This is a genomic window from Streptomyces sp. NPDC127038 (genome assembly GCF_042725875.1).
GTDB lineage: Bacteria > Actinomycetota > Actinomycetes > Streptomycetales > Streptomycetaceae > Streptomyces.
Window position 1 is genome coordinate 33,825 of record NZ_JBHXDQ010000075.1, and the last position, 12,127, is coordinate 45,951.

Genomic DNA, 12,127 nt, shown 5'->3' on the forward strand with positions numbered 1-12,127 from the left:
CGCCAACCTGTGATTTCCCTGAGAAACGCACAGGTGCCACTCAGGGAACTCCTGGGTGCGGCCTCCTGGTGCGGCCTCCGCCCGGATGGGGCGGAGGCCGAAGGAGGAGCGCCGCAGGTGTCGGCCGGGCCCCGGGGGGAAGCGCTCCGGAGTCAGCCAAGGCCGAAGAGACGGGCGCCGTTCCCGAAGCAGACCGCGCGCAGCCAGTCGTCGCCCAGTCCGAGCCGTTCCAGCGCGCGCAGTTGGTGGACGTACGGGTACGGGATGTTCGGGAAGTCCGAGCCGAGGAGCACCCGGTCCCCGAGGTCCGCGAGGCGCGGCAGCAGTCCCGGCGGGAACGGCGCGAGCCGCTCGCTGAAGTCGGTGAACGCCATGGTCGTGTCGAGGCGCACCTCCTCGTACCGCTCGGCGAGGCCGAGGAAGTCCTCGTACTCGGGCATCCCCATGTGGGCGAAGACGAACCGCAGCCGGGGATGGCGGCGCAGGACGGCCTCGGCCGGCCCCGGGCCCGTGTACTTGCCCGGCGAGGGGCCCGAACCGCAGTGGATCACCACGGGGATTCCCGCCTCGGCGATCAACCCCCAGGCGGGGTCGAGGAGTTCGTCCGCCGGGTCGTACGCACCCACCTGTACGTGCGCCTTGAAGACCCGCGTGCCCGCCTCCACCGCCTCGCGCACATAGCCCTCGACCCCCTTCTCGGGGAACAGGGTCGAGGTGTGCAGGCAGTCCGGGGTGCGGCGGGCGAAGTCCACGGCCCAGGAGTTGAGCCACTCGGCCATGCCGGCCTTGTGGGGGTAGAGCATCGCCGTGAAGGCGCGGACCCCGAACTCCCGGATCAGCGCGAGCCGTTCGTCCTCGTCCGCGCGGTAGGCGATGGGCCACTCGATGCCTCCGGTGAGTTCACCGAGTCCGTCGAAGTAGTCCCACACCTTGCGCAGCACCCGTTCGGGCATGAAGTGCGTGTGGACGTCGACGAGTCCGGGCAGTCCGAGCCCTTCCCAGAAGTCCCGTACCTCGCGGGCCTCGCCCCGGTCGTCCCGGCCCTCCGGGGCCTCAGCCGTCGGCACGTTCGAACCCGTGGCTCCGCTCGACCTTGGCGATGTGCAGGGTGTAGCGCTCGTACCACTCGTCCCGGCCGCGCCGCTGTGCCGACCGGTGCTCGGCGTGCGCTCCCCACTCCTTGAGGGCGTCCTCGTCCCGGAAGTAGCCGACGGTGATGGCCAGTCCGCCCGGTGTCTGCGCGTGGTCCATCCCGAGGTAGCCGGGGATGTCCTTGACCAGTTCCTCCATACGGTCGGCGGTCTCCCCGTACCCGGCGTCGGTGTCCTGGCGTACGGAGGTGAACACGGCGGCGTAGTAGGGGGGCTCATGGGCCGCGACAGGGATGTGGGAGTGATCGCTCATGTCCGTCACTCTCCTTGCGGGCGTCCCCCGTCGTCCAGCACCTTTCCGAACGGGATCCGAAAGGGATCGAAGTCTTGACCATCGGTGGCCGGCACCCGGTCCTTCCCGGTTCCGCCGTCAGAAGAGACCGTCCTGCACAGCCGCGTCCGGCGCGGGCTGCTCCTTCACGGGAAAGGTGATTCCGGAGCCCCCGGCCGTGTCCGCGTCCCCGGTCAGGTCCCACCCCGTCATCAGCCGGGTGTCGAGGACGACGACTCCCCGTCCGGTGCGGAGATGGAGGTCGGGACCCGCGGCGGCGCACAGCTCACCGGCGACCGCCCCTCCGGGTGCCAGCTCGCGCACGACGCCCCGGGCGGCGGGAAGCCCGGCGAGCCCGAACACGTCCGTGTGATCGACGGGCGCGAAGGGCTCGCGCCGGAGCGAGTCCGGCCAGCCGTCGAGTTCCCCGGCCCGCGCGTGCAGCTCACGGATCTCGGCGACGCGCTCCCCGGCCCCGGGCAGCACCGCCCGCACCGCCCGCTTGTCGGCGTACGGGATCCGGTCCGGCACCCCGAGCGCGGCCCGCAACAGCTCCTCGGTCCGGCGCGCGGCCATCAGCGGCCCCTGCCCCAGCCAGGTGAACGTGACGGCGCCCTGTTCCAGCAGACGCGTGGATCCCCGCTCGGCCCGCGTGATCCCGACCTTGACCAGGCCGGGCCCGAACCACGCCAGATAGACGCGGTAGGGACGGGGATCGTCGGCCAGCGTGTCGGCGGCCACGGAGTGCGCGCGGTCCAGGCGGGCGCACTCCTCGCACCGGGCGCCCGTGCCGCGCGGTGACACGGCGGCCCGCAGGGGACACGCGTTCCCCCGCGCGCCCACGCAGGTCCGCACGGCCCCGTCCACGACGCCGAACGCGACCCGCCGCCCCGGAGCCAGCGGGCTCGTCCGCCCCCCGCCCCACACCAGCACGGGCCCGTCCCCCGACCACCGCAACCCCGAACATGTCCACACCCGCCGCACACGACGACAGTAGAGGACCCCACCGACAGGCACTCCGGCCGAACGAAACGGCAAAGGCCCCGGATCTCTCCGGGGCCTTCGGTCTCACGCGAGGGTGATCAGCGGATCTCGTGGATCAGCGGACGTCGACGTAGTCGTAGGCGTCGGCGACGGACGAGGCGCTGTTGCCCGCGTAGTGGAAGCGCCAGGTGCCGTCCACGGAGGCGGTCACCGTGGTCTTCGCGTAACCGCTGGAGGAGGTGGTCACGGTCTTGACGGTGCTGTAGGTGCTGGCGCCCGCCTTCTTGAACTGCAGCTGGACCGGCTGGCTGCCGTAGCCGTAGTACTTCATGTAGCTCCAGCTGGCGCGGTTCAGCGTGCCGGAGACCGTGATGGTCTTGCCCTTGGAGACGGGCTCCGGGCTGGCGTTGAAGCCGCTGAAGCTGCTGGCGCGCTTGATCCAGTGGTTCTTGTAGAGGTCGTTCTCGTACGAGTCCCCGTCGTTGGCGGACGCGAAGACGGTCACGTTCCACTTGCCGTTCAACGAGCTGTCCCACAGCCCGTCGACCGCGCCCGGGTTGGCCGCGATGGTGAACTTGCAGGTGGCGGAGGTGGCGCTCCAGTAGTCGCAGCTCTCGGCGCCGTTCTCGTTCCAGAGGAAGCCGTCGAAGTCACCGCTCTCCAGGTCGCTGCCGTGCCAGAGGGCGACGTCCACGCCGTTCTGCTCCTGGTTGATGCCCGACGGGTCGGTCACCGTCACGTAGACGTTGAACGACTTCGGCGACAGGCCGACGACGACGTCACTGTTGGCGTTGACGGTGACCTTGGTCACCTGAATGTCGCCGTCCACCGTGGCGGTGAAGGGCCGCTGCTTGCTCTGCGCCTTGTGGGCGCTCTTGAACTGCTCGGCCTTGGCCGCAGCCGGGTTGTCCACGGCGTGTGCGGCCGGGACGGACAGGGCGGCCAGGGCCGCGGCGCCGGAGAAGGCCGCGGCGGCCAGGCTGGTACGCATGCGCATGTGTGGTCCCCCATTGAGGAATGGGGCCTCGGTGAGGTGGGGGACTCACGGGCCCGACGGGTCTGGGGAGTCCGGACGACTCCATGCCAAGACCCACCAGCACCAAGAAGAGTTGTACGGAAGATGGAAATTTTCTGAACCGGGTTCACCCGCCGGGTGGCCTGCGCCCTTCGCGCCGGGTCACGGGTCTCCCCCTTCGCTGCTGTACGCCCGCATAACGCAAGAGGCCCCGGATCTCTCCGGGGCCTCTTACCTGTGTGCACTCGGCAGGATTCGAACCTGCAACCTTCTGATCCGTAGTCAGATGCTCTATCCGTTAAGCTACGAGTGCTTGTTCTGTTTTTGTTCTTGTCTTCGCTTCCCGGGCTTTTCCCCCGCTCGCGGCGACAGGAAGAACATTACATGACTGCCGCCGCCATGTGAAATCCATTCCCCCCACCCCTTGTGACCTGCGAAAACGTGCTTCAGGGCGCTCGCGGGGAGGGTGGAGGGGCCGATGGAGGGCGATGCGGTCGCGCTGTCGGCGCCGGGGCTCGTGGGGCCCCGGGAACCCCCGGGAACGCCGAAACCCCGGTCCAGTGGACCGGGGTTTCGGATCTTCGTGCGGAGGCGGAGGGATTTGAACCCTCGATGGGATTTGCGTCCCAAACCGCATTAGCAGTGCGGCGCCATAGACCGGACTAGGCGACGCCTCCCGCACAACCCCTCACGCGAGCGCGAGTGGTGCGTGCAGATGATGACACAGTCGAGCGCCGTGTCACCAATCGCCCCCCACGGTACTAGGCGGATACGCCGCACTGCAAAGCCCCGACCGGCGCGCAACCGGGAAGTCCGCCCCGCGTTAGGCAGGTCATGCTGCGCCGACTGCTCCTCACCGCCGCCGTGTCCGCCACCGCCGCGCTCTCCTGGGCGCCCGGCGCCACCGCCGCCACCACGGCCACCCCGGCCACCAACGGCGACACTCCCGGCGTGGCCGCCGTACCTCTGGCGTCCCCCTCCGGACTCTCCGGGCCCTCCGCCTCCCGGGCCGCGCTCGCCGGGCTCACCGCGTTCACCGGCGGGCCGTCCTCCCTGTTCTCCGCCCTGCCCGCGCTCATGCCCCCGCCGGCCCGTCCGGAGGACTCCTCCGACCGGCTGACCGTGACCGTCGCCGGCGCGGGCGGCGGCGCGGACGGGACGTTCGAGCTGGACTGCCACCCCGCGGGCGGCACCCACCCGCACGCGGCGGAGGCCTGCGACCGGCTGGACCGGATGACCACCTGGGGCAAGGACACCTTCGCCCCGGTGCCGCCGGACGCCCTGTGCACGATGGAGTACGGGGGTCCGGCCACCGCGCACATCACCGGAACCTGGGCGGGCCGCCCCGTGGACGCCCGCTACGACCGCTCGAACGGGTGCGAGATCTCGCGCTGGAACGCGCTGATGCCCGTTCTGCCCGGCACCCGCCCATAGCGCAATACGTCGCAGGACACGGCGAAGTCACGGTGATCTCACGGTGCTCTCACGGTTCCGTACGGTGAAGTGCGTGGTCACGGGTTCTCCGCCGGTTCTGCCTCTCATATGTGTGCGACCTCCCTCTCATCCGGCATCGCGAGCGCAACCTCTGCCCGTAGACTCCCTCGCGTGACACGCCGCGGACCGGTTGGCAAGATGGCCTCCGCGGTCGGCAAGGTGCGGTAACAGGGAGGAAGCGTCTCGTGAGCAGCAGGCCATCCCGAGGCGCTGCTCGCCTCGCAGCCATACTGGACGCGCTGCCCGATGCGCTGGTCCTGGTCAACGCCAACGGGACCGTCGTCAACGCCAACACGATCGCCCTTGAGGCCTTCGAGACCCCGGGCACGGCCCTGGTGGGCCGCGGGCTGCTCGACCTCCTCCCCGAGTTCGACTCCAAGCTGATCCCCGGCTCCATGCGGCGCCCCGACAGCACCGACGAGCGCGGACGGACCAAGCCGACCCGGATGACCGCGCGGCGGACCGACGGCTCGGAGTTCCCGGTCGAGGTCACCAGCGCGAACCTGGAGAGCGGCCAGCAGGCCTACGACAACTACGGTCCCCTCCCCGACGAGCTGCTCATGCTCGTCGTACGCGACCTCTCGGGCACCGTCGACACCGAGGCCGAGCTCGCGCGTTCGCAGCGCCAGACCGAGATGATCCTGCGCGCGGCGGCCGAGGGTGTCGTCGGGACGGACACCGACGGGCGCGTCGTCCTCGTCAACCCCGCCGCCGCCCAGATCCTCGGCTACCGGGCCAGTGATCTCGGCGGCCGGGAACTGCACACCCTGGTCCTGCACTCGCGGGCGGACGGCGAGCCGTTCCCGTACTCGGAGTCGCCGCTGGCCGACACCCTGCGCTCCGGACGCAAGCACCGGGTGCGCGGGCAGGTGCTGTGGTCGAAGTCCGGGGACAAGGTGCCCGTCGACCTGACGACCTCTCCGGTGCGCGACGGGGACCAGCTCGTCGGCGCCGTCATGACCTTCACCGACCGGCGGCCCTACGACACCCTGGTCGACGAGAAGGAGGCCGCCGCCACCCGGCACGCCGAGGAGCTGGAGCGGCTCGGCGAGGAGCACACCGCCGAGCTGGAGAAGCTGCGCGAGGACCACACCGCCGAGCTGACCGGGCTGACCGAGGCGCACGAGGAGGAGCTCGCCGCGGGCGAGGAGCGGTACGCGGCGCTCGGCGAGCGCGAGAAGGACCGCTACGAGGCGCTGGCCGCCCGGCACGATCAGCTGCTCGCCGTCCTCGGCCACTCCCTGCGCGGCCCCCTCGACCAGCTGCGCGGTGAACTCGCCAAGCTCGCCGCCGACGACGCGGGCCAGCTGTGGCCGGAGGCCAACCAGGTCCTGCACCACCTCGCGGCCGGCTACTCGCGCATCACGACGCTCGTCGACAACGTCCTCGGCTACCAGCGGCTGGACGCGGGCATCGACACGATCTTCCGTACGAACGTGATGCTCGACGCCGTGGTCGCGGCCGGCGTCGAGGGGGCCATCGACCTGATCGGGCCCGGCCGCGTGCAGTTCGCCGTGCACGCGCCGCCCATCGAGGCCGAGGTCGACCCGCAGCGTCTCGCGCGCGCCCTCGCCCACCTCGTCGCCGACGTCGCGGGAGTCGACGCGACCGGCAACGCGCCGGTGTCGGCGGGCGGTTACATGGACAACACCGTCGTCGTGGCGGCGGCGCAGCGCGGCGAGGTCGTCCGCATCGAGGTGCGCGGGCCGTACGCCGGGGGAGACCCGGTGCACGAGCCGATCGTGCGCGGGATCGTGCGCGCGCACGGCGGTGTGCTCCAGACGCACGAGGTGCCGGGGATGAGCGGCAGCGCCTACGTCCTGGAGGTGCCCATCGGCGGCGGGGCGGGGGCGGTTCCGCCCGGCTCCGTGACGCCCGTGGGCACCGAGATCGAACTGGCCGAGCAGGACCCGCGGCAGGCCCTCCAGCAGGCCCCGCAGCAGAGCGGTGGCAGGCGCCGGGCCCGGCGCGCCTCCACGGACGCCTTCCTGGAGGGCGAGGAGCCGGCGGAGTCCGGTCCGCAGGCCCTGGAGGCGGCGGGCGCGACCGTTCCCACGGGGCGCCGTCGCCGGCGTGCCGTGGAGGAGCAGGCGGCGCTGGAGCCGGCCGTCGCCGCGCAGGAACAGCAGGGCGAGGCCGCCGAGGACGGCTCGGGCGGCACCGGACGGCGCCGCGGCAGGCCCAGCCCCGCCGAGGGCACGGGCGAGGCACAGGGCGCTTCCGACGCGGTCGCCGAGGGCGCCGTCGTGATGGCGGGCGAGCACGGAGCGGGAACCGCGGCCGTGGGCTCGGGACTGGGCGGGACCGTGCCTCCGGGCGGAACGGTGCCTCCCCAGGGGGTTCCGGTGCCGGTTCCCTCCGGACGCCGGGCGCGCCGCGACGGTGAGCAGAACGCGCTGCCCGCGGCCCCGACGGCCCCGGCTCCGGACCAGGGCGGCGACGAGGACGACGACACCGACGAGGCGGGCCGGCCGACCGGGCGGCGCCGCAGAGCGCTCGCCGCGGCGGCCGAGCGGGCCGCCGAGCAGGAGACGGGCGCCCGTACGGTGTTCGCGCTGCCCCCGGCCGAGGCCGACCGCTCACCCGAGTACGTCCAGGCCGCGGCGCAGGCCCAGGCCGCCCAGGCCCAGGCGGCGCAGGCACAGGCCGCCCAGGTCCAGGCCGCCCAGGCCCAGGTGGCCCAGGCGGCGCAGGCCCAGGTCCAGGCGCAGGTCGCGCTGGCCCAGCAGGCCGACGGCCGGCACGACGCGATGCGGCACGACCCCGAGGACGATCACACCCCGCCGCAGCCGCACCCCGTCTCCGCCCCGACCGGCCGCCGTCGCGCCCGTCAGCTCGCGGAGCCGGCTCCCGCGGCGCCCGGGACCCCCGGGCAGGCACTGCCCGCCCAGGCCGTCCCGGCACAGCCGATGCCCGGACAGCCGGTGGCCGCACAGCCCGCGCCCGCTCAGCCGGTGCCGGCGCTCGGGCAGACGGTTCCGGCGCAGGGGCTTCCGCAGAACCCTCCGCAGACGCCCGCCCAGGGACTCCCGCAGGGACTTCCCGCGCAGGCCGTCCCCGCCGCTGCCGCCGGTCAGCCGGTTCCCACCGGCCTGCCCGCGGCGGCCCAGCCCGGTGCCGCCCCGGCCGCCCCGTCCTGGCCCGACGCGAACACGGCCACCGGTGCCGGCGCCCCGGCGCCGTCCGCCGCCGCCCAGCCCGCGCTCCCCGCCGCACAGCCGGCCCCCGCCCCGCTCCCGCCGGAGCGTCCGGCCGCGCGGGTCGCCCAGCCGCTGCCCGCCGAGGCGACGCCCGCGTCCGCGTCGGCCGACCCCAACTCGACGCAGGGCCGTGCCATAAGCGTGCGCACGCTCGGCCAGGGCGTTCCCTTCGCCCGTCAGGCCGCGGCGGCCCACCCGGGCGCCGGCGCACAGGCCCCGACGCCTCCCCCGCACGGGACGAACGGCGGCGGACGCCGCCGCAAGCTCGGCACCCCGCCCGAGCCCGCCGCCGAGCGTCCGGAGACGGCCGCGCGCGCCCTTCCCGGGGGTGCCCAGCCGGGTGCCGGACCCCGGCGGCCCGGTACCACCGAGGGCGCCGGACGGTCGTACGCCATAGGAGCACCCGACGAGAACGCCGCCGAGGGCCCCGAGCCGCTCGACGGTCCCGGCGGGGCCGTCGAGGTCGCCGACGCGCCGCAGCCGCGGCCCGTGGACGACGAACTGCCCCCGGAGCCCCTGGACAACCCGCGGCGGCTGCTCGTGTGGCCGGCGCCCGACGCCGGCACCCAGCAGGCGCTGAGCGACCGCGGCTACCGGCCGGTCATCGTGAACTCGCGCGAAGAGGTGGACGCGCAGATCGCCGCGTTCCCGGCCGCGCTGTTCGTCGACCCGCTGACCGGTCCGATCACCCGCACGGCACTCCAGTCGCTGCGCCAGGCGGCCGTCGCGGCCGAGGTTCCCGTCCTGGTGACGGCCGGACTCGGACAGGCGACGCGCGAGGAGGCGTACGGCGCCGATCCCGCCGTCCTGCTGAAGGCGCTCGCGCCGCGCGACTCCGAGCAGCACCCGCCGCGCGTGCTGCTCATCGAGGAGCACGCGGAGATCGCGCTCGCGCTGACGGCGACCCTGGAGCGGCGCGGGATGCAGGTCGCGCGCGCCTCCACGGACGAGGACGCCGTCACGCTGGCCTCGCAGATGCGGCCGAACCTCGTGGTGATGGACCTGTTGCAGGTGCGGCGCCGACGGGCCGGGATCGTCGACTGGCTGCGGGCCAACGGGCAGTTGAACCGCACGCCGCTGGTCGTCTACACCGCCGCCGTCGACGCGGCCGAGCTGCCGCGGCTGGCCGCGGGGGAGTCGGTCCTGTTCCTCGCCGAACGCTCGACGGCCGACGAGGTCCAGGAACGGATCGTCGACCTGCTGGCCCGCATCGGCACCAACTAGCGCCGCCTGTCGCGGCACTGGCGCTGTCCGTCACGGCACTGGCGGCGCCCGTCGCGGCTGGCGCCGTCCGTCGCGGCACTGGCGCCGTCCGTCCGTCCGCACGGCCGTGAGCAGCACGTGAGCCGGGCGGGGCGCCCTCGGGTGCCCCGCCCGGCTCGTGTTCGCCGTGTGCTCGTCAGAGCTTGGTGACGTCCAGGCCGCCCTCCGCGTACCGCTTGCGGATGACCTTCTTGTCGAACTTGCCGACGCTCGTCTTCGGGACGGCCTCGACGATCGACCAGCGCTCGGGAAGCTGCCACTTGGCGATCTTGCCCTCGTCGGCGAGGAAGGCGCGCAGCGAGGCGAAGTCGGCGGTGGAGCCCTCCCGCAGCACGACGGTGGCCAGCGGGCGCTCGCCCCACTTCTCGTCGGGGACGGCCACGACGGCGGCCTCGGTCACGTCGGGGTGGGACATGAGGGCGTTCTCCAGGTCGACCGAGGAGATCCACTCGCCGCCCGACTTGATGACGTCCTTGGCGCGGTCGGTGAGGGTCAGGAAGCCGTCGGCGCTGATGGTGCCGACGTCACCGGTCTTGAGCCAGCCGTCCTCGCTGAACTTGTCGGCGGGCCGCAGCGGCTCGCCGTCGTTGCCGCCGTAGTAGGCACCGGCGATCCACGGGCCGCGCACCTCCAGCTCGCCGGCCGACTCGCCGTCCCACGGGAGGCGCTCGCCGCCGGGTCCGGTGAGCCGGGCCTCGACGCCCGCGGGGAAGCGGCCCTGGGTGAGGCGGTAGGCGAACTCCTCGTCCGTGCCGACCGCGTGGGCCGGCGGGCGGGCGACGGTGCCCAGCGGGGAGGTCTCGGTCATGCCCCAGGCGTGACTGACGCGCATGCCCAGGGCGTCGAAGGCGGCCATGAGCGAGGGCGGGCAGGCCGAGCCGCCGATGGTCACCTGGGTGAGGCAGGAGACGTCACGGGGCTTGGCGGTCAGCTCGGCGAGCAGTCCCTGCCAGATGGTCGGGACGGCGGCGGCGTGCGTGGGCCGCTCGCTCTCGATCATCTCGGCGAGCGGCGCGGGCTGGAGGAAGCGGTCCGGCATCAGCATGTTGACGCCGGACATGAACGTCGCGTGCGGCAGGCCCCAGGCGTTGACGTGGAACTGCGGGACCACCACGAGGGTGGTGTCGAGGTCGGTGAGCCCCATCGACTGGGCCATGTTCACCTGCATCGAGTGCAGGTAGATCGAACGGTGGGAGTAGACGACGCCCTTGGGGTCCCCGGTGGTTCCGGAGGTGTAGCACATGGCGGCGGCCTGGCGTTCGTCGATCTCCGGCCAGTCGTAGACGCCCGGCTTGCCGGCGATGAGCTCCTCGTAGTCGTGCACCCGTACGCCCGTCCCGTCGAGCGGCGACCGGTCGCCGGGGCCCGAGACCACGACGTGCTCCACGGTCGGCAGCTGGGGGAGGAGCGGTGCGAGCAGCGGGAGCAGCGAGCCGTTGGCGATGATCACCCGGTCGGCCGCGTGGTTGACGATGAAGACGAGCTGCTCGGCCGGGAGGCGCAGGTTCAGGGTGTGCAGCACGGCGCCCATGGAGGGGATCGCGTAGTACGCCTCGACGTGCTCGGCGTTGTTCCACATCAGGGTCGCGACCCGCTCGTCGCCCGTCACCCCGAGGTCGTCGCGCAGGGCGTGGGCCAGCTGGTTCGCGCGCAGGCCGGCCTCGCGGAAGCTGCGGCGGTGCGGTTCGCCCTCGCCGGTCCAGGTCGTGATCTGCGACTGTCCGTGCACCAGCGCCCCGTGCTCCAGAATGCGGGTCACAGTCAGCGGTACGTCCTGCATCGTGCTCAGCACGGCGTCCTCCCGGGGGCGACATTGCCTACGCGGTAGTAATGGGTTGCGCTGATTCTGCGCACATACCGCGTGGTATGTCACTAGGCCCCGGAATGATCGATCACCGCAGGACGCGCTCGGACGCGGGCCGGGGGCCCTCCCGGCGCACGGGTATGAGCTCGGGGTCCTCGCGCAGTTTGCCCAGCGCCCGGGAGACGGCGGACTTGACCGTGCCCACGGAGACCCCGAGGATCTCGGCCGTCTGGGCCTCGCTCAGGTCCTCGTAGTAGCGCAGCACCACCATCGCGCGCTGCCGCGCCGGCAGCTTCGTGATCGCCCGCCACATCGCGTCGTGCAGCGCCTGCTGCTCGGCGGGGTCGCCGGCGGGCAGCCCCTCGGGCTCCGGCAGTTCCTCGCAGACGAACTCGTCGACCTTGCGCTTGCGCCACTGCGAGGTCCGGGTGTTCAGCAGGGCGCGTCGCACGTAGCCGTCCAGCGCCCGGTGGTCCTCGATCCGGTCCCAGGCGACGTACGTCTTCGTCAGCGCCGTCTGCAGCAGGTCCTCGGCGTCGCTCGGGTTCGCGGTGAGCGAGCGGGCGGTCCGCAGGAGCACCGGCTGGCGCGCCTTCACGTACGACGAGAAGGACGGGTACGACGGGGTCCGTGCCGCCCCGGTGGCGGCGTCCGAGGCGCTCGTGCAGACGAGTGTGGTCATGGCTCCACGCTAGGTTCGCCCCCTCGCCCGGCGGATCGGCCGCAGGTCCCGAAGCGGTGTCCGCCTCAGGTTGTAGAACCGGGGTCGCCCTCACCTCCTGAAGGTGGACACGCGAGTCGTCGCGTCTGAGGGTTCAGCCCTGAGAGATGGCCGGCGGTCGCGGGTCCGGCCGGTGGGTGGGTCGGGGCCGTGCCGGTGCATCAGGCCGTCGCCGTTGGATGAGGCGTGACCGTCGGTGGCGACGGCCATCGATGTACCGGCAC

8 protein-coding genes and 2 tRNA genes are annotated in these 12,127 nt (G+C 72.9%); 2 read left to right on the forward strand and 8 right to left on the reverse strand.

The annotated features are described in order from the left end of the window. Positions 1-152 precede the first annotated feature (152 nt). The 6 genes from ACFWI4_RS35295 to ACFWI4_RS35320 form a co-directional block, all read right to left on the reverse strand. Complete coding sequence (locus ACFWI4_RS35295) at positions 153-1,067, reverse strand: amidohydrolase family protein (protein ID WP_387204903.1); 915 nt, start codon at positions 1,065-1,067, stop codon at positions 153-155. Next, positions 1,054-1,404 (reverse strand): antibiotic biosynthesis monooxygenase family protein, encoded by a 351-nt coding sequence (locus ACFWI4_RS35300; RefSeq protein ID WP_387204906.1) that lies wholly within the window; start codon positions 1,402-1,404, stop codon positions 1,054-1,056. Before ACFWI4_RS35300 ends, ACFWI4_RS35295 begins: the two co-directional genes overlap by 14 nt. Before the next feature lie 117 nt (positions 1,405-1,521). Then, positions 1,522-2,406 (reverse strand): DUF2797 domain-containing protein, encoded by an 885-nt coding sequence (locus tag ACFWI4_RS35305; protein ID WP_387204909.1) that lies wholly within the window; start codon positions 2,404-2,406, stop codon positions 1,522-1,524. A gap of 115 nt (positions 2,407-2,521) precedes the next feature. Continuing rightward, entirely contained in the window at positions 2,522-3,403 is an 882-nt protein-coding gene (locus tag ACFWI4_RS35310; protein ID WP_387204912.1) for a calcium-binding protein, read from the reverse strand. A 258-nt stretch (positions 3,404-3,661) separates the two neighbouring features. After that, a tRNA-Arg gene (locus ACFWI4_RS35315) sits at positions 3,662-3,734 on the reverse strand. Between the two features lie 273 nt (positions 3,735-4,007). Further along, a tRNA-Ser gene (locus tag ACFWI4_RS35320) sits at positions 4,008-4,098 on the reverse strand. Positions 4,099-4,255: 157 nt separating this feature from the next. Here ACFWI4_RS35320 and ACFWI4_RS35325 point away from each other — a divergent pair. Both ACFWI4_RS35325 and ACFWI4_RS35330 read left to right on the forward strand, forming a co-directional pair. Next, the gene (locus ACFWI4_RS35325; RefSeq protein WP_387204915.1) at positions 4,256-4,855 is read left to right on the forward strand and encodes an SSI family serine proteinase inhibitor; all 600 of its coding nucleotides are present in this window, start codon (positions 4,256-4,258) and stop codon (positions 4,853-4,855) included. A 245-nt stretch (positions 4,856-5,100) separates the two neighbouring features. Then, entirely contained in the window at positions 5,101-9,339 is a 4,239-nt protein-coding gene (locus ACFWI4_RS35330) for a PAS domain-containing protein (RefSeq protein ID WP_387204918.1), read from the forward strand. A 175-nt stretch (positions 9,340-9,514) separates the two neighbouring features. On the opposite strand, the gene ACFWI4_RS35335 is transcribed toward ACFWI4_RS35330, so the two are convergent. Both ACFWI4_RS35335 and ACFWI4_RS35340 read right to left on the reverse strand, forming a co-directional pair. After that, positions 9,515-11,158 (reverse strand): long-chain fatty acid--CoA ligase, encoded by a 1,644-nt coding sequence (locus ACFWI4_RS35335; RefSeq protein WP_385402704.1) that lies wholly within the window; start codon positions 11,156-11,158, stop codon positions 9,515-9,517. Between the two features lie 112 nt (positions 11,159-11,270). Continuing rightward, entirely contained in the window at positions 11,271-11,864 is a 594-nt protein-coding gene (locus tag ACFWI4_RS35340) for a SigE family RNA polymerase sigma factor (RefSeq protein WP_387204921.1), read from the reverse strand. Between the last annotated feature and the right edge of the window lie 263 nt (positions 11,865-12,127).

Coding starts and splice junctions, on each gene's coding strand:
- ACFWI4_RS35335 (WP_385402704.1), bottom strand. CDS start 11,158: ATGCAGGACGTACCGCTGACTGTGACCCGCATTCTGGAGCACGGGGCG.
- ACFWI4_RS35310 (WP_387204912.1), bottom strand. CDS start 3,403: ATGCGCATGCGTACCAGCCTGGCCGCCGCGGCCTTCTCCGGCGCCGCG.
- ACFWI4_RS35340 (WP_387204921.1), bottom strand. CDS start 11,864: ATGACCACACTCGTCTGCACGAGCGCCTCGGACGCCGCCACCGGGGCG.
- ACFWI4_RS35300 (WP_387204906.1), bottom strand. CDS start 1,404: ATGAGCGATCACTCCCACATCCCTGTCGCGGCCCATGAGCCCCCCTAC.
- ACFWI4_RS35325 (WP_387204915.1), top strand. CDS start 4,256: ATGCTGCGCCGACTGCTCCTCACCGCCGCCGTGTCCGCCACCGCCGCG.